24 protein-coding genes are annotated in these 24390 nt (G+C 54.3%); 15 read left to right on the plus strand and 9 right to left on the minus strand.

Going from position 1 to position 24390, the window contains the following annotated elements:
* Window positions 1-22: 22 nt before the first annotated feature.
* The 7 genes from DB48_RS02785 to hslR form a co-directional block, all read right to left on the minus strand.
* The gene (locus tag DB48_RS02785; protein WP_041508806.1) at window positions 23-211 is read right to left on the minus strand and encodes a helix-turn-helix transcriptional regulator; all 189 of its coding nucleotides are present in this window, start codon (window positions 209-211) and stop codon (window positions 23-25) included.
* Complete coding sequence (locus DB48_RS02790) at window positions 208-633, minus strand: hypothetical protein (RefSeq protein ID WP_041508807.1); 426 nt, start codon at window positions 631-633, stop codon at window positions 208-210. The genes DB48_RS02785 and DB48_RS02790 overlap by 4 nt, the downstream gene beginning before the upstream one ends.
* A 198-nt stretch (window positions 634-831) precedes the next feature.
* Window positions 832-2058 carry a dicarboxylate/amino acid:cation symporter gene (locus DB48_RS02795; protein ID WP_041508808.1) on the minus strand — a complete coding sequence of 409 codons (1227 nt, stop codon included), beginning with the start codon at window positions 2056-2058 and terminating at the stop codon, window positions 832-834.
* 410 nt (window positions 2059-2468) lie between these two features.
* Window positions 2469-4271, minus strand: coding sequence for a hypothetical protein (locus tag DB48_RS02800; RefSeq protein ID WP_052813633.1), 1803 nt, complete (start codon window positions 4269-4271; stop codon window positions 2469-2471).
* Window positions 4272-4642: 371 nt separating this feature from the next.
* Window positions 4643-6184 carry a phosphoenolpyruvate carboxykinase gene (locus DB48_RS02805; RefSeq protein ID WP_041508809.1) on the minus strand — a complete coding sequence of 514 codons (1542 nt, stop codon included), beginning with the start codon at window positions 6182-6184 and terminating at the stop codon, window positions 4643-4645.
* 190 nt (window positions 6185-6374) lie between these two features.
* Window positions 6375-7235, minus strand: a complete 861-nt coding sequence (gene hslO / locus DB48_RS02810; protein ID WP_041508810.1) for an Hsp33 family molecular chaperone HslO — start codon at window positions 7233-7235, stop codon at window positions 6375-6377.
* Window positions 7236-7248: 13 nt separating this feature from the next.
* Window positions 7249-7641 carry a ribosome-associated heat shock protein Hsp15 gene (hslR, locus tag DB48_RS02815; RefSeq protein WP_041508811.1) on the minus strand — a complete coding sequence of 131 codons (393 nt, stop codon included), beginning with the start codon at window positions 7639-7641 and terminating at the stop codon, window positions 7249-7251.
* 262 nt (window positions 7642-7903) lie between these two features.
* Here hslR and gspC point away from each other — a divergent pair, with 262 nt between their 5' ends.
* The 12 genes from gspC (at window position 7904) to DB48_RS02875 (ending at window position 19545) form a co-directional block, all read left to right on the plus strand.
* On the plus strand, window positions 7904-8821 hold the full coding sequence (gspC, locus tag DB48_RS02820) for a type II secretion system protein GspC (RefSeq protein WP_041508812.1): 918 nt from the start codon (window positions 7904-7906) through the stop codon (window positions 8819-8821).
* Window positions 8822-8843: 22 nt separating this feature from the next.
* Window positions 8844-10958, plus strand: a complete 2115-nt coding sequence (gene gspD / locus DB48_RS02825) for a type II secretion system secretin GspD (protein ID WP_041508813.1) — start codon at window positions 8844-8846, stop codon at window positions 10956-10958.
* A complete protein-coding gene (gene gspE / locus DB48_RS02830; RefSeq protein WP_041508814.1) occupies window positions 10951-12519 on the plus strand; it encodes a type II secretion system ATPase GspE in 1569 nt (522 codons plus the stop codon). Before gspD ends, gspE begins: the two co-directional genes overlap by 8 nt.
* Before the next feature lie 2 nt (window positions 12520-12521).
* On the plus strand, window positions 12522-13742 hold the full coding sequence (gspF, locus tag DB48_RS02835; protein ID WP_041508815.1) for a type II secretion system inner membrane protein GspF: 1221 nt from the start codon (window positions 12522-12524) through the stop codon (window positions 13740-13742).
* Window positions 13743-13813: 71 nt separating this feature from the next.
* A complete protein-coding gene (gene gspG, locus DB48_RS02840) occupies window positions 13814-14248 on the plus strand; it encodes a type II secretion system major pseudopilin GspG (protein ID WP_041508816.1) in 435 nt (144 codons plus the stop codon).
* Window positions 14249-14268: 20 nt separating this feature from the next.
* Window positions 14269-14850, plus strand: coding sequence for a type II secretion system minor pseudopilin GspH (gene gspH / locus DB48_RS02845; RefSeq protein ID WP_041508817.1), 582 nt, complete (start codon window positions 14269-14271; stop codon window positions 14848-14850).
* Entirely contained in the window at window positions 14843-15247 is a 405-nt protein-coding gene (gspI, locus tag DB48_RS02850) for a type II secretion system minor pseudopilin GspI (RefSeq protein WP_052813634.1), read from the plus strand. Before gspH ends, gspI begins: the two co-directional genes overlap by 8 nt.
* Window positions 15228-16019, plus strand: coding sequence for a type II secretion system minor pseudopilin GspJ (gspJ, locus tag DB48_RS02855; protein WP_041508818.1), 792 nt, complete (start codon window positions 15228-15230; stop codon window positions 16017-16019). The genes gspI and gspJ overlap by 20 nt, the downstream gene beginning before the upstream one ends.
* Entirely contained in the window at window positions 16012-17010 is a 999-nt protein-coding gene (gene gspK / locus DB48_RS02860; RefSeq protein ID WP_041508819.1) for a type II secretion system minor pseudopilin GspK, read from the plus strand. Before gspJ ends, gspK begins: the two co-directional genes overlap by 8 nt.
* Before the next feature lie 84 nt (window positions 17011-17094).
* Window positions 17095-18285 carry a type II secretion system protein GspL gene (gspL, locus tag DB48_RS02865; protein WP_041508820.1) on the plus strand — a complete coding sequence of 397 codons (1191 nt, stop codon included), beginning with the start codon at window positions 17095-17097 and terminating at the stop codon, window positions 18283-18285.
* A 1-nt stretch (window position 18286) separates the two neighbouring features.
* A complete protein-coding gene (locus DB48_RS02870) occupies window positions 18287-18763 on the plus strand; it encodes a type II secretion system protein M (protein WP_041508821.1) in 477 nt (158 codons plus the stop codon).
* Between the two features lie 20 nt (window positions 18764-18783).
* Complete coding sequence (locus DB48_RS02875) at window positions 18784-19545, plus strand: type II secretion system protein N (protein ID WP_041508822.1); 762 nt, start codon at window positions 18784-18786, stop codon at window positions 19543-19545.
* A gap of 243 nt (window positions 19546-19788) precedes the next feature.
* Here the strand turns inward: DB48_RS02875 and DB48_RS02880 are convergent, their stop codons facing one another.
* Window positions 19789-20079 carry a DUF1145 domain-containing protein gene (locus DB48_RS02880; RefSeq protein WP_041508823.1) on the minus strand — a complete coding sequence of 97 codons (291 nt, stop codon included), beginning with the start codon at window positions 20077-20079 and terminating at the stop codon, window positions 19789-19791.
* Window positions 20079-20666 carry a 16S rRNA (guanine(966)-N(2))-methyltransferase RsmD gene (rsmD, locus tag DB48_RS02885; RefSeq protein ID WP_041508824.1) on the minus strand — a complete coding sequence of 196 codons (588 nt, stop codon included), beginning with the start codon at window positions 20664-20666 and terminating at the stop codon, window positions 20079-20081. Before rsmD ends, DB48_RS02880 begins: the two co-directional genes overlap by 1 nt.
* Before the next feature lie 248 nt (window positions 20667-20914).
* Between rsmD and ftsY the strand changes: the two genes are divergently transcribed.
* The 3 genes from ftsY to ftsX all read left to right on the plus strand — a co-directional run bounded on the left by ftsY (window position 20915) and on the right by ftsX (window position 24140).
* Window positions 20915-22375: a signal recognition particle-docking protein FtsY gene (gene ftsY / locus DB48_RS02890; protein WP_041508825.1), complete on the plus strand. Its 1461-nt coding sequence runs from the start codon at window positions 20915-20917 to the stop codon at window positions 22373-22375.
* Between the two features lie 83 nt (window positions 22376-22458).
* A complete protein-coding gene (gene ftsE, locus DB48_RS02895; protein ID WP_041508826.1) occupies window positions 22459-23160 on the plus strand; it encodes a cell division ATP-binding protein FtsE in 702 nt (233 codons plus the stop codon).
* A 14-nt stretch (window positions 23161-23174) separates the two neighbouring features.
* Window positions 23175-24140, plus strand: a complete 966-nt coding sequence (gene ftsX / locus DB48_RS02900; RefSeq protein WP_041508827.1) for a permease-like cell division protein FtsX — start codon at window positions 23175-23177, stop codon at window positions 24138-24140.
* The last annotated feature ends 250 nt before the right edge of the window (window positions 24141-24390 follow it).

Consider the following 24390-nt stretch of genomic DNA (forward strand, 5'->3'; position numbering starts at 1 on the left):
CAATAGGGGCCGGGAGATATTGCTAGTCCTCGAAGATGGACTCGATGGGGAGCTGAAACAGCCTGGCGATCTTAAAGGCCAGCGGCAGGCTGGGATCATACTTGCCCTTCTCTATGGCATTGATGGTCTGGCGCGATACATCCAGCAGGCCTGCCAGCTCGGCCTGGGTCCAGTTGCGTTCGGCGCGCAGGGGTTTTAGACGGTTCTTCATCTGTAGTTGAGTCTCCCGAAGATAATCCCCAGCATATAGGTGAGCGCCAGGAGTACCACCAGATAGGCGGCCTTTAGATCCGGTAGCAGATCCGCCATGTCCAGAATCGAGTAGAGTGAGAAGCCTATGATGCTGACGCCGACGGCTAAGGCCAGGGCGTCGAGCTGTATCTTACGTTCCATCTCGTCGAGTTGGCGCAGGAAGCGTTTGAAGGCCAGCAGCATCCAGATGCCGATGGCACCATGGAGGATGAAGCAGCTTGCCAGTACCCATGTCGATGCCAGATAGCCTTGATGGGCCAGGAAGGATGTACCTCCCAGGCTGAGCGCCCATAAGAGGGCTAGCAGGTTCACCCGGTTGGCATTCTGAATATCCCTTAACGGTAGCCCTCTGGAGCAGATGGCGTCGATGATCTGTTTCATATGCGGTTCCTCTCGCTCGCGTTAAATGTCAAATACCCTTTACATAACAAGCTAGGTTAAAAAAGACTCAAGGTCAAGTGTACTTTACATAAAGTTTGGTTTGTTTGACTTTTAAGGTGGCGAATTGGCATTGGGTGGACAGATGAGGGAGATGACCGTTCGAGGCCATCTCCTTGTTATTTCACTCGTATTAGCTCATTACTTAGCTTGAGTGTATTTGTCTAAGATCACCGCACAGGCGGCATCGCCCGTGATGTTGAGCGAGGTGCGGATCATGTCAAATACCCTGTCCAGGGCAAACAGCAGCGGCAACCCGTCGATGGGGATGCCGGCGGCCAGCAGCACGGCAACCACCAGGAAGGAGGGGCCGGGTACGCCTGCCTGGCCTATGGCGCCCAGGGTCGAGGTGAAGATGATCGCCAGATAGGCGCCCAGGCTGAGATCTATGCCATACATTTGGGCGAAGAAAATCGCCACCAGGCCGTAGTAGATGGCGTTACCACTCATGTTGATGGTTGCGCCTAGCGGCAGCACGAAGGAGGCGGTGGGTTTTGAGACCCCCAGCTCCTCCTCACAGGTTTCCATGTTCACCGGTAGGGTCGCCATGGAGGAGGCGGTAGACAGCGCCATCACCTGAGGCTTCTTCATCACGCTGATAAACTTCTTGGCGCTGACATTGGAGAACAGCTGTATCAGTAGCGGGAAGAAGAGGAAGCCGAACAGCAAGATACCGAAGACAAACACGGCAAACAGCTTGAATACCACTTCCAAGGCATCGAAGCCGAAGGTACCGACCGAGTCCGCCATCAGGCCAAACACGCCGATGGGGGCGATCACCATGACGCAGTTGATCATCCACACGAAGGCGTCGACTATGGTATTGAGCGCCGCCAGAATCGGCTTGCTGCCATCTCCCTTCACCTTAGTGAGGGCGATACCGAAGAAGATGCTAAAGACCAGAATTTGCAGGATATTGCCGCCGGTGAGTGACTCGAACACATTGGTGGGGATCATGCCGATGAAGGTGTCCATCACGCCGGGCAGGGCGCCATGCTCTTCGGTGACCTTCATCAGGCCGCTGGCGCTGTGGGCGGTAAAATCGACGCCGTTACCGGGCTGGAACAGGTTGCCCAGCAGTAGCGCCAGGGCAACCGCCACCCCTGAGGTGATGATGAAGAAGCCGAAGGTGCCTATGCCTATCTTACCCGCCGAGGGGCTGTCGCCCAGGCTGGCGGCGCCGGAGATGATGGATACCAACACCAGAGGGATAACCAACATCTTGATCAGATGGATGAAAATGGTGCCTAGCGGCGCAAATACGCTGGCCTGTTCGCCCATGATAAAACCGACGGCGGCGCCGATAATCATGGCGATCACCACCTGCACCCCGATATTACCTAAAAGCCTACTTGTCTTGGTTTTCACCTTTGCCTCGCCCTGTCGTCTGTATTATACCAATCGTAATAAACAGCTGATTATCCTAGCTTGTTAAAACGCTCGATGACTGCATTAGTATTTTTGATTGTAGAATAACTACTTATCTAAAAATCTTGCTTTGTTCTCAAGCGTTTTTCCTGCGCTATCTCTGCTCACTTACTTACTGTGATTAGTGTTAACTTGAAATGAGTATAGTCTTGCAGGCGCGCAGCGTAGCACGGGTGAGGGCAAGAGTCTGTGAATTCAGGCCTGCGCTGAGTATAAAGCCCAAGCATGGCGCGTGATAGCCGAGCTTTTGCGCAAAAATGAAGTGCTATGGCGAGGGGAAAACGAAGAGGATGGCATTTGCCATCCTCTCTGTTGGGGTTTGCTATTGAATAAGCCTTAGCTCATCGGGCTTAAGGCTGTTGTCCCTTGACGATCGCCTCCAGGTGTTGCTGGAAGCGCTGGTTGAAGTTGTCTTCATTACCATCGAAGCTGACGTTGAGGTAGTCTCCGAACTTACTCACATAGTCGGTGGCCTCATAGATGCTGACCTCGATTAGCTTGTCGCCCTGGATCAGATAGTCATCGGCCGATACCATGTCGGCATAGGCTGCCGGCAGGTCAATCTGCTTGACGCGTAGCACAGGCTCATCGCTTGGGCCGGTGATCAGCGACCATTGATGGGTCTCCACCTGACCTGTGATGTTGACCTTGATGGTCTTGTTTTCTTCGTCGATGACAGTTTCATCAGGGTAGAAGGCAGGCCAGAAGAGGCGAGCGACATCTGCCGTGGTCAGCTGTTCAGCATCCTGGTGACTCGGCATGGGCCAGGTGATGAACTCATCCTGTACTCGGCACATCACGTCGGCCGCCTGCTTGATGCGGTAGCGATATACCTGACTCGGCCAGCTAAGCTCACCCAACTTCAGCGCGGGAGGGGTGGTGCTAAGGACACCCTGCCACTCATCGCCACTGCCCGAATATTTAGTAAATTCGACGGTGAGGGGCACAAAGGTGCCGCTGTATACAGTGTGAAGAGTGTTGTCTATGTAGCGAATCTCAGGCGCCTGATAGGCTTTATCGTCATCGCCGACCCAAAGTTCGAGTTCCTGATTCCAACACGCCTCTGGCGTCTCAGAGCTTTCTCCTTCGCGATAATCGAATACCCGACCATTGACCTTGCCCTCGATGATTGAACCTATGAAGGTGAGATCGGGCGTGCCATAGGTGAGGGTAAAGGCGCTGTGCAGTTTGGCGGGCGCCAGGGTGAAGTCGCTGTGCAGCTGGTCGTCCTCAAAGAAATGGTTCTTGATCACCTGCCAATCGGCGTCTGACATGATCTTCTCATCGATTGGCGTCTCGATATAGCCTGCGGCGAGCAGGGCGTTGTTCACCAGGAAACGTACCGCCATGGGGTCGCCATTCAAGTAGTCCAGAGTATTCATGCCGCTCTCTTCTACCAGGTTCCTTAGCTGGTCTCGGGTCATCGACATGATGTCATCGACGGCCAGCACATCGCTGAGCTGCTCGCCGATCAGCGCCTCAAGATGACGATGCAGTCGATAGGTGTCGATAAATTCAGGAGTGAGGGATTGCTCTGCGCTCAGCTTATAGGGGTTGCCTTGGCGCTCGTAAATCGTCAGCACCATGGCGGCGAGCAGGGCACGCTGTGAGGCGATCTCCAGTGAGGTGGTGCCGGCAGCGCGCATGCGGGCGACACGCTGAAATTCCAGGTTGGTCAGGGCATTGATCTCACCCCCGTGCTCCTGTAGAGCGACCAGCCTGCCTTCTCCCTCCATGGAGATGACGGCCTGAGTGTTATCGGATTGCTCATGGGTATTTAGGGCATCGATTCGAAATGCCGCCTTGAGAAGGGCCGGTTTAGTGGCGGTTTCTGCGGCCTGCTGCCAGTTGGCTACCAGATCATAGACGGGCATCTCGACGTTGCTGGTCCAGTCGATCTGATACTTTCCCTCCGCATCTGCTATGCCACTGGGCTCATTGGTTTCACAGCTGGCATTTTGGTTGAAATCCACACAGACCTCGGCGCCGGCTATAGCGCCTTGATACACCACTGTGCCGATGATTTGATGATCGAAGCTAGCGGGGGGCAGGGTGCCGCCGTCTGTGGGATTGTCTGAATCGTTATTGGAGCCACCGCAGGCACTGAGCAGACAGGTACCGAGCAGCAGAGAGCTAAGATGAGTTAAACGCATATTTGTGTCCTTACAAATATTAACAATGAAAGGGACCGGGCGGTGAAATACCAATCACAGTAAGTATTTGATCAGAAATAGCGCAGGAAAAACGCTTGAGAACAAAGCAAGATTTTTAGATAAGTAGTTATTCTACAATTAAAAATATTAATGCAGTTATCGAGCGTTTTAACAAGCTAGAATGATCAACTATTTATTACGATTGGTATAACTTAGCAAGGCCCAATACGGCTGAAAGGACATTATCTATAGCTTTGATTAAATTACCATTACCCGATCGGGTAGGTTAGAAGTGCAAGACTTTCAGGGTATTTAGACAATAAAAAATGGCCCCCAGGGGCCATTTTTCGCTAAGAGGTTAGCACCAGGGCTTAAGCCTTAGGGCCTGCCTGCTTGATGGCGTCAGACACGTCGTACTTAGTGAAGTTGGCGGCAAACTCTTCTGCCAGCTGCTGGGCGTACTTGTCGTATTCTGCCTTATCTGCCCAGGTGTTAACCGGGTTAAGCAGCTTGGCATCGACACCAGACACCGCCACAGGCACGTCCAGGTTTAGCTTGTCGATGTGAACGGTTTCCACATCCTTCAGCTCGCCGCTGACGATGGCATCGACGATGGCGCGGGTCGTTGGAATGTCGAAACGCTTACCTACGCCGTGTGGGCCGCCGGTCCAGCCGGTGTTGACCAGATAGACCTGGCTACCGAATGACTCGATGCGCTTCATCAGCAGCTCGGCGTATACGCCAGCCGGACGTGGGAAGAATGGCGCGCCGAAACAGGTCGAGAAGGTCGACTGAATCGCAGAGGTTGAACCCATCTCGGTCGATCCCACCTTGGCGGTGTAGCCAGAGAGGAAGTGATAGGCCGCCTGTTCTTTGCTCAGCTTAGACACAGGTGGCAGTACGCCAGACACGTCACAGGTCAGGAAGACTACGGCATTTGGCTCGGCGCCGCGGTTCTCTTCCTTACGCTGAGCGATGTGCTCCAGTGGGTAGGCCGCACGGCTGTTCTCGGTTAGCTCAGTGTTGCTGTAGTCAGGAATGCGTTGCTCATCCAGAGTGACGTTTTCCAGTACGGTACCGAAACGGATCGCGTCCCAGATAACTGGCTCATTCTTCTGGCTCAGATCGATACACTTGGCATAGCAGCCGCCTTCGATATTGAATACGCCACCTGGTGCCCAGCCATGCTCATCGTCGCCGATAAGGAAACGCTTAGGGTCTGCAGATAGTGTGGTCTTGCCAGTGCCTGAGAGGCCGAAGAATAGTGTGGTGTCACCTTCGCTGCCGACGTTGGCCGAGCAGTGCATTGGCAGCACGCCTTTAGCGGGTAGCAAGAAGTTCTGTACTGAGAACATAGACTTCTTCATCTCGCCAGCATACTTCAGGCCTGCCAGCAGTACCTTGCGATCGGCAAAGTTGATGATGACGGTGGCGTCAGAGTTGGTGCCATCACGGGCTGGATCACACTCGAAACCCGGGGCGTTCATGATCTGCCAAACGGGCTTGTTGGCGACGTTAAACTGCTCAGGCACGATAAACAGGTTACGGGCAAAAAGCTGATGCCAGGCGGTCTCGGTTTTTACTTCAATAGGTTGGTAGTGCTCAGGGTCGGCACCCACTTCCAGTTCAGAAACAAAAGTCTCCTTGTCGGCCAGGTAGGTCGCAACGCGATCCCATAGGGCGTTAAAGGCATCCATGGCGAACGGCTTGTTGACCGAACCCCAATCGATTTCATTTTCGCTGCCTGCTTCTTTCACGATAAAGCGGTCGTTGGGTGAGCGTCCGGTACGCTCGCCGGTTTTTGCCACTAATGCACCATTCGCCGTTAGCTCTCCTTCGCCGCGTGCGAGTGCAAACTCAACTAGTTGTGCCGTAGAGGGATTTCTATGAGTCTGCTTAGATCCATCCGCCATCTGTAAGGTCTCCATCATTCGAGTAGGGTTGGCCGGTCTGTGCCAGCTTGTTTTTGTTTTATCTGCATGATTTGCAGAGGCCCGATTGTAACTTAAGCGGAATTGAATGTGTGAGGAAGATCGCGAAAATCGTGAAAAAAAGAGGATGCGCACAGGCATCCTCTTTCAAAGGTGAATATAAGCCGATGATTTACTGCTGGGTATCGGCCTTAGGCGCGTTTTTAAATAGGGCTTCGACATCGATGGAGTCGAAGCTGTAGCTGGAGTTACAGTACTCACAGCCCATCTCGATCTTGCCCTGTTCGGCCAGGATGGCGTCCAGCTCTTCCTTCGCCACGGTTTTCAGTGCCTGACCGCTGCGCTCACGGGAGCAGGTACAGGAGAAGGTGACCTCGATAGGATCGAACAGGCGAACCTCTTCCTGGTGATACAGACGGTGCAATACTTCTGTTGCCTCGAGCTCAAACAGCTCCTCGGCCTTGATGGTGCTGGTCAGCTGTTCGAGATGTTCGAACTCTTGGTTATGCTCGTTCTCGCCCGGTAAGACCTGGAGCAACATGCCGGCGGCTTGCTTGCCGTTGGCAAACAGGCGGATGGCGGTCGGCAGCTGCTCAGACTGCAGGAAGTATTGCTCCAGACACTCAGCCAGGGTTTCCTTCTCCAGTGCCACGACACCTTGATAACGCTCGCCGTTGCTCGGAGTCAGGGTGATCACCATGTGTCCCTGGCCCATGAGCTGTTGTAGGCTGGCGTCTTGGGCGACCTCGCCTTCCCAGCGTGCGACGCCGCGCAGCTGCTGTAGGTTGTTGCCATTGATCACCGCCAGCGATACCGGGCCATTGCCCTGCACCTGTACGCTGATGTCACCATCAAATTTCAGTGTGGCGGTGAGTAAAGAGGTGGCCGCCATCAGCTCGCCCAGCAAACGTGCAATCGCCTCTGGGTAGGTGTGGGCAGCCAAGATTTCTTGGTAGCTCTTCTCTAGCTGTACGATTTGTCCGCGCACATCGGCGTTGTCGAATAGGTAACGGTTTAAGATATCTTTACTCATTTGTGTCTCACAGTTAGCTTTCTTTAAAGCGTATTAGTTGGCGACGCTGTTTCTTGTCTGGCTTGGTATCCGGCGCGGGATTGTTAAGCACATTCAAGCGTCTTGCCTCGGCATAGGTCTCGCGTTTGGCTATGCTTTCTGGCGTCTCTTCATATAATGTTTGGGCGACCACCGCCTTCTGGCGCTGTTCGGATAATTTTTTTATGACGATCTCTTTTTCGTCATATCCTTGTCGTAATCTAATCACGGCGTCGACTTCCGCCAGCTTGCTCGACTTAGTGCGCTGTCCATTGTAATGGACCTTACCGCCGTTGATCATCTCTTTGGCGATTGCTCGCGTCTTATAGAAGCGGGCGGCCCACAGCCACTTGTCGAGCCGAACGCCAATCGCTTTCTCTGAGGTCATGGTGATCAGGTCTCCTTCGGTGTATAAAGATGTGCGAGCTCACAGGCTGAAAAAATAGTCCATACTTGTTGTTAGCCAACAGATGAGATAGCGACAGACCTCACACCCTTTTTAGGCGCGTAAAGTTAGCATAAATCGCCTCTATAGGCCAATAAAGAGACTGTTATGGGCTTGTTGCGAATAGCTGTGTAGGTTAGCATGAGCCACAGCTAGGAAATTATCATAATCAGATTAGAGGCCTGCATAGAGGGTCCACAATAATATGGATTTATTAGACAAAGTAATATCTAAGGCCGCTGCCGTGCCGCAGAAGCCTCTGAGTTCGGCCGTATTCTGGCTCGGTTTGATTATCGCTATCTATCTTTTGGCGCAAATCACATGGAAGTTGGTGCCCGTCGCTGAAACCCCACAAAAATGGCAGGCGACCCCTGTCTCCAGCAGTCAGTCATCGTCCCAGGTGAATGTCTCTACGCTGCAAGCATTAGCCCTCTTCGGTAAGGCCGACCCCAACTCGGATAAGCCTAAGCCAGTGGTGGAAGAGAAGATCACCGACGCACCCAAGACCTCGCTGTCGATTCAGTTGACCGGCGTGGTGGCCTCGACCGCCGAGCAGAATGGACTTGCGGTGATCGAGTCCCGTGGTAGCCAGAACACCTATAGCCTGGGCGACAAGATCCAGGGTACCTCTGCCTCGCTTAAAGAGGTGTACGCCGATCGCATCATCATCTCTAACACTGGTCGTTACGAGACGCTGATGCTCGATGGCCTCAAGTATGAGGCCCAGGGCGAAGCCAATAACTTGTTGCAAGAGGCACGTTCCTCTCGCGATGTCCGCACCATAGACAAGCGCAACAACAGCGCAGTCTCTAAAGAACTGGAAGAGTCGCGCGACGCGCTGCTGGAAGATCCCAGTAAGATCACCGATTACCTGGCGATTTCACCCGTTAACGCCGGCGGCGAGCTGCAGGGGTATCGCTTAAACCCAGGCAAGGACAGACAATTATTTGAACAGGCTGGCTTTAAGGCCAACGATTTAGCAAAATCAATGAACGGCTATGATCTGACTGATATGAGTCAAGCATTGGAAGTGATGGCGCAGTTGCCAGAATTGACCGAAATTTCTCTGATGGTCGAAAGAGAGGGTCAGCTGGTTGAGATCATGTTTAGTTTGCCGCAATAAAAAGGGTTAGAGGAAGTCATTAATGAACAACAAGAAAATACGCCGCAACCTTATCGCGAGCGTCGTGATGGGCGCCTCGCTGTTAGCGCCACAAGTGGCGTGGTCGGAACAATACGCGGCTAATTTCAAGGGCACTGACATTCAGGAATTTATCAACATAGTTGGTAAGAACCTGAACCGGACTATCATCGTCGACCCTACCGTACGCGGCAAAATCAACGTACGCAGTTATGATCTGCTCAACGATGAGCAGTACTATCAATTCTTCCTTAATGTGTTGCAGGTCTATGGCTACGCCGTGGTCGAGATGGACAACAACATCATCAAGGTGATCAAGGACAAAGACGCCAAGACCTCGGCGATCCGCGTTGCCGACGACACTACTCCAGGCCTGGGCGATGAGATGGTGACCCGAATCGTCGCCCTCTATAACACCGAGGCCAAACAACTTGCTCCTTTGCTGCGTCAGCTCAACGACAACGCGGGTGGCGGTAACGTGGTTAACTACGACCCGTCAAACGTATTGATGATCTCCGGCCGTGCAGCCGTGGTGAACAAGCTGGTGGAAATTGTCCGCCGCGTCGACAAGCAGGGTGATACTGAGGTGCAGGTGGTGCCGTTGGAATACGCCTCTGCCGGCGAGATGGTGCGCATCATAGATACCCTGTACCGCGCAAGCTCCAACCAGTCCCAGCTACCGGGTCAGGCGCCTAAAGTGGTTGCCGACGAGCGTACCAACGCGGTGATCGTCAGCGGTGACGAGAAGAGCCGTCAGCGCGTGGTTGCCCTGATTAAGAAATTGGATGCCGAGCAGGCGACCACAGGTAATACCAAGGTGCGTTACCTGCGTTATGCCAAGGCAGAAGATCTGGTAGAAGTGCTGACCGGTTTCGCCGAGAAGTTGGCCAAAGATCAGGACGGTGGTCAGTCCCAGGGCGGTCGCAGCAAGCGCCGCAACGAAATTAACATCATGGCTCACCCAGACACCAACGCCCTGGTGCTCAGCGCCGAACCGGATCAGATGCGCACGCTAGAGAGTGTCATCAACCAGCTGGATATTCGCCGCGCACAGGTACTGGTAGAAGCCATTATCGTCGAGGTCGCCGAGGGTGACGATGTCGGCTTTGGTGTGCAGTGGGCCACAGAGTCTGGTGGCGGCACTCAGTTTAATAACTTAGGTCCCACAATCGGCGAGATCGGTGCCGGTATCTGGGCTGCTCAGGAAGAAGATGGTACTAAGGTTTGTACCGAAAACGGTACTTGTACCGAGAATCCTTCCAAGAAAGGTGATATCACCATACTGGCGCAGGCGCTGGGCAAGGTGAATGGTATGGCGTGGGGCGTGGCCATGGGCGACTTCGGTGCCCTGATCCAGGCGGTTTCCAGCGATACCAAGTCAAACGTACTGGCAACGCCTTCTATCACCACCCTGGATAATCAGGAAGCCTCCTTCATCGTGGGTGACGAGGTACCTGTGCTGACAGGTAGCCAGAACTCCAGCAACGGCAACAGTAACCCCTTCCAGACGGTCGAGCGTAAGGAAGTGGGCGTGAAGCTGAAAGTCGTGCCACAGATCAACGAAGGCACCACGGTTAAGCTCACCATCGAACAGGAAGTCTCAGGTATCAATGGTAAGACGGGTGTGGACGTGACCTTTGCTACTCGCCGATTGACCACCACGGTGATGGCCGATTCGGGCCAGATCGTCGTACTCGGTGGTCTGATCAACGAAGAGGTGCAGGAGAGCGTGCAGAAGGTACCTTTCCTTGGCGATATCCCTATCTTGGGTCACCTGTTCAAGTCATCATCGAGCGGTAAGAAGAAGAAAAACCTTATGGTCTTCATCAAGCCGACCATCATTCGTGATGGTGTGACTATGGAAGGTATAGCCGGTCGTAAATACAACTACTTCCGCGCCCTGCAGCTAGAGCAGCAGGAGCGTGGCGTGAATCTGATGCCAAATACCAGCGTACCTATCCTGGAAGAGTGGAGTCAGGAGGAGTACCTACCGCCTGAAGTGAATGAGGTGCTGCAACGTTACAAGGATCGCAAGGGACTCGATACCAAGATGCGTGAAACCGATCCTGCGCTGAAACAGATCAACGAAAACAAGCAGCAAGATAAGCAAGATGAGTGATATCCAAGCCGCACAAAACGAGGAACTGGCCCAGGTAACGAGTGAACTCGGGCTAGCCTCGGAGGCCGAATCCGATGAGGTATTTCACTCAAGTAGTCGTGACCGTCTGCCCTTCGCCTTCGCCCACAGATTCGAGTTGGTGCTGGACAAGGACGAGGCGGGACTCACCCTGTATCATACCGCCAACACGCCGATAGAGGCGATGCTGGAGGTGCGTCGCTACACAGGCCAGGAACTGGCATTGGCTCGACTCGAGTCAGACGTGTTCGAGGCCAAGCTGACCCAGGTGTATCAGGCCAACTCTTCCGAGGCGCAGCAGCTGATGGAAGATATCGGCAACGAGATGGATCTGTTCACTCTGGCCGAGGAGCTGCCCCAGACAGAAGATCTGCTCGAGGGGGACGACGATGCGCCTATCATCAAGCTGATCAATGCGCTCTTGTCCGAGGCGATCAAAGAGGAAGCTTCTGATATCCATATCGAGACCTATGAGAAGCAGCTTGTGGTGCGTTTCCGCGTCGACGGTGTGCTCAAAGAGGTGCTCAAGCCGAATCGTAAGCTCTCGTCGCTACTTGTCTCGCGTATTAAGGTAATGGCGCGTCTCGATATTGCCGAGAAGCGTGTGCCGCAAGATGGCCGTATCTCGCTGCGTATAGCCGGCCGTGCGGTCGACGTGCGTGTGTCCACCATGCCATCTAGCCATGGCGAACGCGTGGTACTGCGTCTGCTGGATAAGAACGCCGGAAATCTGGACCTTAAACAGCTGGGGATGACTGACACCATACGCGAGCAGTTCGATGAGCTGATCCGTAAGCCTCACGGCATTATTTTGGTGACCGGTCCTACCGGTTCGGGTAAGAGTACTACCCTGTACGCGGGTCTTACCGAGATCAACGCCATCGACACCAACATTTTGACCGTCGAAGACCCGATCGAATATGAATTGCCTGGCATAGGTCAGACCCAGGTGAATACTAAGGTCGACATGACCTTCGCCCGTGGCCTGAGAGCCATTCTACGTCAAGACCCTGACGTGGTGATGATAGGTGAGATCCGTGACCTTGAAACGGCGCAGATCGCCGTGCAGGCCTCGCTAACAGGTCACCTGGTGATCTCGACCCTGCATACCAATACCGCCTCGGGCGCCATTACCCGTCTGCAAGACATGGGGGTTGAGCCCTTCCTAGTCTCCTCGAGTCTGCTGGGGGTGCTGGCACAGCGTCTGATCCGCACCCTGTGTCCTCAGTGTAAGACGGAGCACACGCCAGACTTGCGTGAGCGAGAATTGCTGGGGATCAGCGAAGACGACCCGCGCACCATCTACCGTGCGACAGGTTGTGCTGCCTGTGGTCACAACGGTTACCGTGGCCGTACCGGTATCCACGAGCTACTGCTGGTGGATGACTATGTTCGTGAGCTTATCCATACCGGACGCGGCGAGCTGGCCATCGAGAAGCATATTCGTAAGACGGTACCTAGTATTCGCCATGACGGCATGATCAAAGTCCTCGACGGGGTGACAACCCTGGAAGAAGTGCTGCGCGTCACTCGCGAGGAGTAGCCATGCCAGCATTTGAGTACAAGGCGTTAAACGCCCAGGGCAAACAGCAGAAAGGGGTTGTCGAAGCCGACACGGCGCGTCATGCCAGAGGACAACTGCGTGAGCAGCGTCTGATGCCGCTGGAGATCACTCCTGTGGTCGAGAAGGAAGCCAAGGCGAAGAGCGGTGGTTTCAGCTTCAAGCGCGGAATCTCGGTCGCCGAGCTGGCACTGATCACCCGTCAGATAGCGACTCTCGTGGCCGCAGGTTTGCCGGTGGAAGAGGCGCTCAAGGCCGTTGGCCAACAGTGTGAGAAGGACAGGCTCGCCAGCATGGTGATGGCGGTTCGCTCGCGCGTGGTCGAGGGTTACAGCCTGGCTGACTCCATGGCGGAATTTCCTCATATCTTCGACGATCTCTATCGCGCCATGGTGGCTTCCGGTGAGAAGTCGGGCCATCTCGAGATAGTGCTCAACCGTCTCGCCGACTATACCGAGCGTCGTCAGCAGCTAAAGACCAAGATGACTCAGGCGATGATCTACCCCATAGTGCTGACGCTGGTTGCCATCAGCGTGATCGCCATCTTGCTGGCCGCCGTGGTGCCTCAGGTGGTGGGTCAGTTCGAGCATATGGGCCAGGAACTGCCCTGGACGACACAGTTTTTGATCGCCTCATCGGATTTTGTTCGCGACTATGGCCTTATCGTCATGGGTATCATCATAGTCCTGGTGGTCGGTGCCAAGCAGCTGCTGCGCAGCGCGGCCAATCGGATGAAGTTCGACACAGCAATACTCAAGATGCCGGTTGTTGGACGGGTGAGTAAGGGACTTAATACGGCGCGATTTGCGCGCACCTTGAGTATTCTGACCGCCAGTTCGGTTCCGCTACTCGATGCCATGCGTATCGCCAGCGAGGTCTTGATGAATGTCAGGGTGCGGGCGGCGGTCGAGGAGGCCACCGCCAGGGTACGTGAAGGCACGAGTCTAGGCGCGGCGCTCGCCAATACTAAACTTTTTCCCCCTATGATGCTCTATATGATCACCTCGGGTGAAAAAAGCGGTCAGCTTGAGCAGATGCTAGAGCGCGCCGCCGACAACCAAGACAGAGAATTTGAGTCTAATGTCAACATCGCCCTGGGGGTGTTCGAGCCTATGCTGGTGGTCAGCATGGCGGCCGTGGTCCTGTTTATCGTCTTGGCGATTCTGCAGCCGATCTTAGAACTCAACAACATGATTAGTGGTTAACGTCCAAGCGTTAACTACCAACAGCCGTCCTAACTCCAGACGTTAGGGTATTTTTTATAGAGGAAGTATTAATGCAAGCAAGAAACAAGCAAAAAGGTTTTACCCTACTGGAAGTCATGGTGGTTATCGTTATCTTAGGGATCCTTGCTTCTATGGTTGTGCCTAACCTTATGGGCAACAAAGATAAAGCCGACATCCAAAAGGCAGTATCTGACATTGTTGCACTGGAAAATGCCTTAGACATGTATCGTCTGGACAACAGCGTCTACCCAACGACAGAGCAGGGACTGGAAGCCCTGGTACAGAAGCCAACTATCTCACCCGAGCCACGCAACTACCGTGCCGATGGCTACGTGAAGCGTCTGCCACAGGATCCATGGCGTAACGATTACCTGCTATTGAGCCCGGGTGAGCAGGGTAAGATCGACATCTTCAGTGCCGGTCCTGACGGTCAGCCGGGTACCGAAGACGATATCGGTAACTGGAACCTGCAAGATTACCAATAAGCCTTAGGTCGAGTCTGTCTATGCGTGGCGTTCGCCAATTTGGTTTTACCCTGCTAGAGGTCCTGCTGGTCGTCTTGCTGATGGGATTGGCTGCCGCCGCGGTGACTTATACTACCAGCGGCGCCGATCAAAATAAGGCATTGGAGCGTACGGCACGCCAGTTTATGGCCGCCACCGAGCTGGTGTTGGATGAGACCATACTCAGCGGTCATTTCATTGGTATCGTCATCGATGAGAAGCGCTATGAGTTCGTTTATTACGATGAAGGCAAATGGAAGCCACTGCAGCAAGATCGCCTGCTGGCGGCCAAAGAGATGGAACCTGGGGTCGAGATGCATCTGGTGCTCGATGGTTTGCCTTTAATCCAAGAAGATGAAGAAGATGATGAGTCCTGGTTCGATGAGCCGCTCATCGAGCGCAGTGAAGATGAGAAGAAAAAGTTTCCCGAGCCTCAGGTGATGCTGTTTCCCAGCGGCGAGATGAGCGCCTTCGAGCTGACCTTCGTCGGTAAGGATGAGCGAGGCCAGGAGATAGAGGCCTTGGTGGTGGGTGATGCCTTGGGGCGTCTGACCCTGGGTAGAGAGGATGGATTCGATGAGTAAGCCCAGGCTAGGCCTGAGTATCAAGGCCAGGGGCCGCAGCGCCGGTATGACGCTGCTTGAGGTGATCGTTGCCCTCATGGTGTTTGCCATCGCCGCCGTCTCCATTACCAAGAGTCTGGGTGAGCAGATGGCCAATATGCCGATACTCGAGGAGCGCACCCTGGCCCAATGGGTGGCCAGCAATCAGATGGTAGATGCCCGCCTGGAGAAGAAGTTCCCCGACCTTGGCCGTAAAGATGGCAGCGTCGAGCTGGCGGGAAAAGAGTGGTATTGGCGCAAAGAGGTGGTGAAAACCACAGATGATAATTTTCGCATGATACGCATCAGTGTCAGTGACGATGATCGCTACCAACGCGTTATCGCCCAGGTGAGTAGCTATGTCCTTAAAGAAGAATAAGACTACTCGCGGTTTTACCCTGCTGGAGATGCTGATCGCCATCGCCATCTTTGCCATGTTGGGTCTGGCGGCCAATGCCGTGCTCAGCACTGTGATGAAAAACGATGAGGTCACCGCCGAGTTTGCCCAGCGGCTGAAGTCGCTGCAACAAGGATTCGGGGCTTTAGAGCGAGATTTTGGCCAGATGGTGGCCCGCACCCCACGCCTGTTGGAAGGCGGACGGGGCTCGACCGTGATTCAAACCGGTAAAGATATGTTCGACTCCGAGTCGGAGGCCATCGTCTTTTATCGCATCGGCTGGCTGAATCCCGATGGCTTGTTGCCGCGGGGCAGTCTGCAATCTGTGGCCTATGTGGTGCAGGACAATAATCTGGAGCGTTGGTATTTTCCCTATCCCGAACCGGAATTTGGTGCCGAGCCGATCAAGACTGTGGTGATTAAGAACGTCCTCTCGGTGGAGTATTCCTTCTATGTCGAGGACAAGTGGGAGCGTAAGTTTGACGCTACCAGGCTGCCCAAGGCGATTGCCATGGCCGTTGAGGTGGAAGGCCTAGGCAAGGTGCAGCGCAAGTTCCTGCTACCGCTAGGGGCAACGCTTGCCAAAGATAATTCGGGTAACAATAACGGCAACAATAACAACGGCAACAATAACGGCAACAATAACAACGGCAACAATAACGGCAACAACTCGGGCGGTAATAACTCGGGCGGTAACAATACTGGTGGCAACAACAGTGGCGGCTCCGGTGGCAAGGAAGATGGCGATGAATAACCTGCCAGGAAAGCAGCGTGGCGTGGCGCTGATCGTCGTTTTACTGATTGTGGCGATGATCGCCATCATTGCCACTAACATCAATAGCCGCAACCAGATATCTGTGCGTCGTACCATCAACCTGGCGCAGTATGATCAAGCCTATTGGTATGCGATATCGGCCGAAGAGCTGGCCAAGAAGGTGCTTAAGCAAGATTTAGACGATGCCGATGATGGCAAGGTGCATCGGCAACAATATTGGGCTCAGGCCGATGTGGTATTTCCGGCAGAGCAGGGGGAGATAGGCGGTCGAATCAGCGACCTGCAGGCCTGTTTTAATCTTAACGCCCTGGCTATTGAGACCACAGAGGTGGAAAACGGCCAGCCTAAGCTGCCATTGGCGGCGATACAGTTTAAGGGGCTGCTGGTTGCGCTGGGGATGGATGATTTCTCCGCCGAGCGTCTGACCCATACGCTGAAAGATTATATCGATGAGGACACGGTCGCCAGCCCCTTCGGTGCCGAAGATGCCGACTATGAGTCGCGTACCGTGCCCTATCGCGCCGCTAACACGTTGATGAGTCATCGCAGCGAGCTGCGGGCGGTGATCGGCTTTAGTCAGGAGGTCTACCTTAAGTTGGCCCCCTATATCTGCGTCATTCCAGGTAATGATCGCCAGGTGTTGAACGTCAATACCATAGAGGTGGAGCAGGCGGCGCTGCTGGCGGGAATGTTTGATAATAAGATCAGCGTGGGTGAGGCCGAGAGCATCATTAATCAGCGGCCTGGCGACGGCTATGACAGCATGGAAGACTTCTGGTCCAATGGCTCCATCTCTGGGCTGCGTCAGCAAAAGAACCTGGAATCGAGTTTTAGCCTCAAGAGTAAGTATTTTCTGTTAGAGGCGGGTGCTAAGGTTGATAGTGCCACCTTTAGGATGCAAAGTGTATTACGTGTGGGCGGTAACAACCAGCTGGACGTCTTGACCCGTCAATATGGCGGCCAAAAATAATCACTTAGGTGGGCCATGCTCGTCTAGGCTAATAAAAGGACAAGCTCATCGAGAGCAACTTCATGAGACTTGTGGAGAAAGACATTGAGTGAAAGATTATTTATCCGATTAGGAAGAAGCGCGGAGCAGAGCTGCTCTTGGCTGGTATGGTCGGAGCAAGAGCAGGAGATCATCGCCTCGGGAGAGCTGAGCGACGCCCAGGGGCTGTCGACGCTGACCGAGCGCGCCGGTAACCGTCCGGTAGATATCCTGGTGCCCGCCTCCGCCATTACCCTCACCTCGGTGGAGCTGCCAGAGAAGGGCCAGCGTCAGGCGCTGAAGGCACTGCCTTTCATGCTGGAAGAGAGTCTGGCCGAGAATGTCGATGAACTGCATTTTGTTCCAGGCCCTCGCAGCGGCGAGTCTCTTAGCGTTGCCGTGGTGGCCCACGAACAGATGCAGACCTGGCTCTCCTGGTTGAGCGAGGCTGGTATCAAGGCGCGTCAATTGGTGCCCGACTGTCTGGCTCTGCCGCTGCAGGAATGTCAGTGGGCGGCGATGAAGTTTGGCCCGGATTACCTGCTGCGTACCAGCGCAGGTAGCGGTGTCAGCCTGGATGCCAGCTGGTTCCAGGCCGCCCTGCCTAAGCTTGCGGAGGCGCAGGAAGAGACGCCTATCACCCTGGCCAGTTATAGCGACATGGACATTCAAGGCGTCGAGGTGAAGCCTCAGCCGCTGGATCTGCCTATGCTGGTGTTGGCCAAGGGGATCCTCAACGCGCCGTTGAACCTACTCAGTGGTATCTATACCCCTAAGCGTGAATACAGCAAGCATCTGCTACTGTGGCGTAATGCCGCCATGGTTATCTTGGTGGCTTTGGTGCTGGCCTTGGTGAACAAGGGGCTCAACATTCATCAGATGAATGTCGAGCGTGAAGGCTTGCAGCAGCAGACGGGTGAGATCTTCAAACAGGTGATGGGCAGCTCGCGTATGGTCAACGTGCGCTCGCAGATGCAGAGTCAGCTGCGTACCCTGCAAGGGGCAGGCGGCGGCATGGCCTTCTTTACCATGCTGGACGATCTCGCCGAGGGCTTCGCTAAGGTGCCGCAGCTTAAGCCGACCAGTCTGCGTTTCGACAGTGGCCGTAACGAGCTGCGCATGCAGATCACCGCCAAGAGCTATGCCCAGATCGAACAGTTCAAGGAGCTGATCTCACCTAATTTCCAGGTGGATTCCGGCGCCATGAACAGCGGCGAGGATGAAGTGACCAGTACCTTAACCCTGAGGAGCAAGTAAGATGGACAACATTAAGACGTGGTGGAATGGCTTAGTGTTGCGCGAGCAGCAGCTCGTGGCGGCTTGCGCCATAGTGTTGGGGGTTGGCATCCTCTATTGGGGGATCTGGACGCCTATCAGTCAGGCCGAGGCCGATGCACGGCGCAACCTGACGGCCCAGGAAAGTACGCTCAATTATGTGAAGCAGACGGCCAACAAGATCGCCGGTCTTAAGCAGGCCGGTGGTAAGAAGGGCTTCTCAGGCAGCCTCAGCACTGTGGTGACTCAGAGTGCCAAAAGTTATGGCCTGGAGATCACCCGTATGCAGCCACAGGGCAATAAGATCCAGGTGTGGATGGACGAGGTGCCCTTCGATTCGCTCTTGGATTATCTGAGCGACCTTGTACAGCAGAAGGGTCTCTCCCTGGATAATCTCGATCTGGCCGATGGTGAGGCCGAGGGCTTCGTCAAGGTACGTCGCATCCAGTTCTCGCAGTAACTAAGTAGTAAGGGTTTTTTGTGGGTCTAGTGAAAAAAATTGTTATCGGCGTTTTCGTCTATCTGGTGTTTCTTATCGCCCTGTTTCCGGCGAGCCTGGCGGTTAAGTTGGCCCCCTTGCCTAAGCAGGTCAGTGTTTCGGGGATCTCGGGCACCATCTGGTCTGGTGAAATAGACACCTTAATGCTGCAAAAGCGTCGCCTGGAGCAGGTGAGCTGGCAATTGAGCCCTTGGGGACTACTGACGGGCAAAGCCAATATCGACTTCGTCGTGGGCAGCCGTGCTACCGCAGTCAACGGTAAGGGATTCGTCAGTCTCTCTATGTCTGGTATAGATGCCAGCGGCGTGCGTTTCGATGCGCCGAGCGAGTTCCTCGTGGGCAATACACGTCTGCCGTTTCGTACCCAGGTAGGGGGTAACTTCAGCCTGATGCTACAAAATATGGAGCAGGGCGAGCCCTGGTGTCAGCAGCTCACGGGTAAGCTGTTTGCCCAGCAGTTGCAGGTGAACAATCAGTTTGGCAAGTATCCACTGGGAGACGTTGCCGTGGCACTCAGCTGTGTCGATGGCAACATTAAGGTGCAGACAGACGACAGCATGAATGCCTTAGGCCTGATGGGTCATGCCCTGTTGAAGGCCGATAAGCTGCTGCAGGTTACCGCCAAGATAAAAGAAACTCAGGCGCAGCCAGAAGATCTAAAGCAGGCGCTGAGCTTCCTCGGCAAGCGTGACAGTCAGGGGTACTACCCGATTAATTATCAGGGACGGGTGCCCGGACTCTAGTTCTGTCATTTCGAGTCATAAAAAAAAGCCCCTATCTGGGGCTTTTTTTATGACTGCTTTTTATAAAGAATGAGAGCAAGTTATACCAATCACAGTAAACATGTGATCAGAAATAGCGCAGGAAAAACGCTTGAGAACAAAGCAGGATTTTTAGATAAGTAGTTATTCTACAATTAAAAATACTAATACAGTTATCGAGCGTTTTAACAAGCTAGAATGATCAATTGTTTATTACGATTGGTATTAGGCCTGCTTGTCGGCGATGCCTTGCTGCATCACCCGCTGACGATATTCCAGCAGACCGAATACACCGAAGAGCATGACATTCAGGTACTGGCGGTAACCTAGGGTCATCAGTGGCTTAAACAGGGTGCGGAAGATCAGTGTCTGCAGGCCGTGCATCACCAGGGTGATCGCCAGCAGTAGGGTCAACAACATACCTATGTTGCCTTCCGCCGGCGCAAATAGGTTGTAGATCATGACGGCCCAGGCAAATAGGGTGATCGCCTTGCCGATAAGAATCACCAATTTCATTACTCTGTCTCCGTGTGTTCGACTCGATACAGGCGATAGGTCACCTGACCGGCTTGTTTCTCTTTCAGTGGCATCCAGCCGCTGGGCAAGCCGAGGGGCGGATGCTCTTTCTCTGTCTCCACATAGACCAGAGCATCCTGATTGAGCCAGTCTTGGGCGACCAGCGCATCGATACAGGCCTGGGCGAGCCCTTTGCGAAACGGTGGATCGATAAAGACGACATCGAAGCCCTCGGCGGGTGGTGTCTTGAGCTGCACTAGGGTGTCGCCCTGAACTACATCGGCGCAGTCGCATTTAAGGGTAGCGAGGTTTTGTTTGAGCTGCTTGGCCGCACTGGCCTGTAGCTCAAATACCTTGGCGTACTTGGCATAGCGAGAGAGCGCCTCGAAGCACAGGGCACCACTGCCGCCGAAGCAGTCGAGCACGCGGGCACCTGGAAGATCGCCTGCGATCCAGTTAAACAAAGTTTCCCTGACTCTGTCCGTGGTGGGCCTTAGCCCCTCGAGATCTTGTATCGGCAGTTTTCTGGAGCGCCATTGTCCGGCGATGATCCTTACCTGTCCGCTTGCGGGTCGATTTCTTGCCATTTTCTACCTGTATTGTGTGGATTCATTTAGCGGAATTTGGCCTAGCCAGATTAAGTGATAGACTGTTGCGCTAAATTGAGGTCGCTATTTTAACGTAAAGCATCAGAAAAAGGTGCAAAGCCCAGGGCATTAACGAAAAAAATGCCGTGTTTTTCTGCGTCATTAACCTAGCTATCTGGTTATAATAACGGGCGCAAAACGACTTTATAGCGAATTTTGAATCAGTTAGTTGAGTACTGGTATTACACATGGCAAAAAAAGGTTTTTTTTCTTGGTTCCGCAAAGATAAATCTAAGCAGGAAGCGGCGGCACCAGAAGTAGAAGTTTCGACCCAGGCAGAGACCCAGGCAGAGACAGAGCAGGCCCAGATAGAGGCCGAACAGGCACGTCTTGATGCAGAGAATGAACGCCAAGCTGCCGAGCAGGCCCGTCTGGCCGCCGAGAGGGCAGAGCAGGAACGCCTGGCTGCCGAGAGGGCAGAGCAGGAGCGTTTGGCCGCCGAGAAGGCAGAGCAGGAGCGTCTGGCCGCCGAGAGGGCAGAGCAGGAACGCCTAGCTGCCGAGAGGGCAGAGCAGGAGCGTCTGGCCGCCGAGCAGGCAGAGCAGGAACGTCTGGCTGCGGAAAAGGCAGAGCAGGAACGTGCTCATGCGGAAAAGCTTAGAGCCGAGCAGGCAGAGCAGGAACGTCTGGCTGCCGAGCAGGCAGAGCAGGAGCGTCTTGAGGCTGAGCAGCAAGCGCAGGCCGAACAACAGCCTGAGCCCCAGCAGAAGCCGACCAAAGAGGGCTTCTTTGCCCGTCTAAAACGTGGACTGAAACGTACCAGCGAAAATATCGGTAGCGGTTTCATCGGCCTGTTCAAGGGTAAGAAGATCGATGATGAGCTGTTCGAAGAGTTGGAAGAGCAGTTGCTGATCGCCGATGTCGGTGTGGAAACCACCAGTCGCCTTATCGCCAGCCTGACAGAGCAGGCGAGTCGTAAACAGCTTAAAGATGGCGAGGCACTCTACGAGCTGATGCGCGAAGAGATGCAGAAGACCCTGGAGCCGGTGAGCATCCCTCTGGTGCCTGAAAACAGCGATGGCCCCTTCGTTATCCTCATGGTCGGCGTCAACGGCGTGGGTAAGACCACCACCATTGGCAAGCTGGCCAAGCAGTATCAAGCACAAGGTAAGTCGGTGATGTTGGCGGCGGGTGATACCTTCCGCGCGGCGGCCGTCGAGCAGCTACAGGTTTGGGGTCAGCGCAACGATATTCCGGTTGTCGCCCAGCACACAGGCGCCGATAGCGCCTCGGTACTCTTCGATGCACTGCAGGCGGCGCGTGCCCGTAAGATAGACATCTTGATCGCCGATACCGCCGGACGCCTGCAGAACAAGGCTCACCTGATGGATGAGCTGAAGAAAGTGGTGCGGGTGATGAAGAAGCAAGATGAGAGCGCCCCTCACGAGGTGATGTTGACCCTGGATGCGAGTACGGGTCAGAATGCCATTAGCCAGGCGCAGCTGTTTAAAGAGGCGGTTGGCGTCACGGGTATCACCATGAGCAAGCTCGATGGCACGGCCAAGGGCGGCGTGATCTTCGCCATTGCAGATAAATTTGGCATACCAATTAGACACATAGGTGTCGGTGAGCAGATCGATGATCTAAGAACTTTCGATGCGAAAGACTTTATCGACGCCCTGTTCAGCCATGAGGATGAGGCCAAGTAGCAAACGGCTAGGCGTAAAGCCAGGGCCAGTCGAATTCGGCTGGTCCATCAAAACACTATTGCAGCATCTAAGATTGGGTACTTATGATTCGATTTGAGCAGGTTAGCAAGGTTTATCCCGGTGGTCAGAAGGCCCTCACCGATGTGAGTTTTCATCTGAAACGCGGTGAGATGGCGTTTTTAACCGGCCACTCCGGGGCGGGCAAGAGTACCCTGCTTAAATTGATCACAGTGATCGAACGGGCCAATGCCGGTCGTGTCGCTATAAATGGCCATGACATCGCCAACATCAGACCCAAGGATGTGCCCTTCCTGCGCCGCGATATCGGCATGATCTTCCAAAACCATCACCTGCTGATGGACCGCAGCGTCTTCGACAATATAGCCTTGCCTCTGGTGATCGAGGGTTTCGCCCTGCACGAGATCAAGAAACGTGTCATGGCGGCTCTGGATATGGTGGGCCTGTATGGCAAAGAGCGCCACTACCCCATCATGTTGTCTGGCGGTGAGCAGCAACGCGTTGGGATCGCCCGCGCCATTGTTAACAAGCCGCCGCTGTTGCTGGCCGACGAGCCCACGGGTAACCTGGACCCTAAGCTGTCCATGGATATCCTGCGCCTGTTCGAGACCTTTAACGATGCCGGCACAACCGTGTTGATCGCCACCCATGATCTGGGGCTCATTGCCAGAATGCGTTATCGCACCCTGACCCTGAAACAGGGGCGCATATTGGGCGGTGACGAGTTGGCAAGTGCTCAGCCCACTGCCAACCTGTTCGGCGAATAATTGAGGAGAGTCAGATGAGTCAGCAACCTCAATTGGTGCGCAGTAAATTACCCATCAGCGGCCGCATCGTGATGTTTTTTATTCGTCATATTCAACATGCCATGGGCAGCATGGGGGAGTTGTGGCGCAATCCGGTTTCTTCCCTGATGACCATGGCCGTGCTAGGGGTCAGCCTGAGCCTGCCTGCGGCCCTGCAGGTACTGGTGAAGAACGCCGAAACTATTACCCAATCCTGGAACAGCGCCGCCGAGATCTCCCTGTTTATCGATGAGGGGCGCAGCGAGCGCAGTATTCAGAGCCTCATCAGCCGGATCAGTGCCTATTCTGAGGTGAGTGCCGTCAGCTATATCGACCGCGATAAGGCCTTGGAAGAGTTTCAGCGCCTCTCAGGTTTTGGCGAGGCACTGGCCTATCTGGATGAAAACCCGCTGCCGGCGGTGATCACTGTGACCCCAAGTATCAAGTATGCCAGCCCTAACGGTGCTCGCGAGCTGCTGAAGAAGCTGGAGCTTGAGCCTGAGGTGAGTTTTGGCCGCCTGGATATCGAGTGGCTGGAACGCCTACAGGCCGTTGTGAGGCTGCTGGAGCGCACCGTGATGGCCATCGCCGCCTTGTTGGTATTGGCCGTGGTGCTGGTGATCGGTAACACCATACGCCTGGCCATCATGAACCGCCGCACCGAGATCGAGGTGATGAAGCTGGTGGGTGCCACCGAGAGCTTTATTCAGCGCCCCTTCCTCTATACCGGGATCTGGTTCGGGGTCATTGGCGGTATCCTGGCCTGGGTGATCATCAATCTGTTGGTCTGGTATCTCGACGGCGCCCTGGCGAGTCTGTTGGGTCTCTATGGCAGCACGCTGGAGATGCAGTCGCTGACATTGGTGGAGCTGGGTGAACTGATACTGTTGGCCTCTTTTCTTGGCTGGTTGGGCTCCTATCTCTCGGTGCGCCAACACCTGCGGGCGATAGAACCTTCCTAGGGCCTGTTTATCTTTCGCGTTCATTTTTGTAGCATTCTGTATCGCTTTTTTACAAGGCAGAGCGATTGTAATGTGGTGTGCTACATCAATGAGCGATAACGCAGTAGAAAAATGATACAGACGCTGCCCGCAGGGGTCGTCTTGAGCACGTTCAACTCCTTGTTATTCGGCTTTTATATAGAATAACTATACTTCAAGCCTCATGCCGCGATTTGAACGTGCTCAATTAGAACAAAATTTGTTCTCAAAA

It is taken from the genome of Shewanella sp. cp20 (genome assembly GCF_000832025.1).
In the GTDB taxonomy this organism is placed as follows: Bacteria; Pseudomonadota; Gammaproteobacteria; order Enterobacterales; family Shewanellaceae; genus Shewanella.

Bases quoted from the DNA above. Each gene is read 5' to 3' on its own strand.
- DB48_RS02800 (WP_052813633.1), bottom strand. From the start codon at position 4,271: ATGCGTTTAACTCATCTTAGCTCTCTGCTGCTCGGTACCTGTCTGCTC.
- gspJ (WP_041508818.1), top strand. From the start codon at position 15,228: ATGTCCTTAAAGAAGAATAAGACTACTCGCGGTTTTACCCTGCTGGAG.
- DB48_RS02790 (WP_041508807.1), bottom strand. From the start codon at position 633: ATGAAACAGATCATCGACGCCATCTGCTCCAGAGGGCTACCGTTAAGG.
- hslO (WP_041508810.1), bottom strand. From the start codon at position 7,235: ATGAGTAAAGATATCTTAAACCGTTACCTATTCGACAACGCCGATGTG.
- gspI (WP_052813634.1), top strand. From the start codon at position 14,843: ATGAGTAAGCCCAGGCTAGGCCTGAGTATCAAGGCCAGGGGCCGCAGC.
- gspE (WP_041508814.1), top strand. From the start codon at position 10,951: ATGAGTGATATCCAAGCCGCACAAAACGAGGAACTGGCCCAGGTAACG.
- ftsX (WP_041508827.1), top strand. From the start codon at position 23,175: ATGAGTCAGCAACCTCAATTGGTGCGCAGTAAATTACCCATCAGCGGC.
- DB48_RS02805 (WP_041508809.1), bottom strand. From the start codon at position 6,184: ATGGCGGATGGATCTAAGCAGACTCATAGAAATCCCTCTACGGCACAA.
- hslR (WP_041508811.1), bottom strand. From the start codon at position 7,641: ATGACCTCAGAGAAAGCGATTGGCGTTCGGCTCGACAAGTGGCTGTGG.
- ftsE (WP_041508826.1), top strand. From the start codon at position 22,459: ATGATTCGATTTGAGCAGGTTAGCAAGGTTTATCCCGGTGGTCAGAAG.
- gspF (WP_041508815.1), top strand. From the start codon at position 12,522: ATGCCAGCATTTGAGTACAAGGCGTTAAACGCCCAGGGCAAACAGCAG.
- gspK (WP_041508819.1), top strand. From the start codon at position 16,012: ATGAATAACCTGCCAGGAAAGCAGCGTGGCGTGGCGCTGATCGTCGTT.
- gspC (WP_041508812.1), top strand. From the start codon at position 7,904: ATGGATTTATTAGACAAAGTAATATCTAAGGCCGCTGCCGTGCCGCAG.
- gspD (WP_041508813.1), top strand. From the start codon at position 8,844: ATGAACAACAAGAAAATACGCCGCAACCTTATCGCGAGCGTCGTGATG.
- ftsY (WP_041508825.1), top strand. From the start codon at position 20,915: ATGGCAAAAAAAGGTTTTTTTTCTTGGTTCCGCAAAGATAAATCTAAG.
- rsmD (WP_041508824.1), bottom strand. From the start codon at position 20,666: ATGGCAAGAAATCGACCCGCAAGCGGACAGGTAAGGATCATCGCCGGA.
- gspG (WP_041508816.1), top strand. From the start codon at position 13,814: ATGCAAGCAAGAAACAAGCAAAAAGGTTTTACCCTACTGGAAGTCATG.
- DB48_RS02870 (WP_041508821.1), top strand. From the start codon at position 18,287: ATGGACAACATTAAGACGTGGTGGAATGGCTTAGTGTTGCGCGAGCAG.
- DB48_RS02785 (WP_041508806.1), bottom strand. From the start codon at position 211: ATGAAGAACCGTCTAAAACCCCTGCGCGCCGAACGCAACTGGACCCAG.
- DB48_RS02880 (WP_041508823.1), bottom strand. From the start codon at position 20,079: ATGAAATTGGTGATTCTTATCGGCAAGGCGATCACCCTATTTGCCTGG.
- gspH (WP_041508817.1), top strand. From the start codon at position 14,269: ATGCGTGGCGTTCGCCAATTTGGTTTTACCCTGCTAGAGGTCCTGCTG.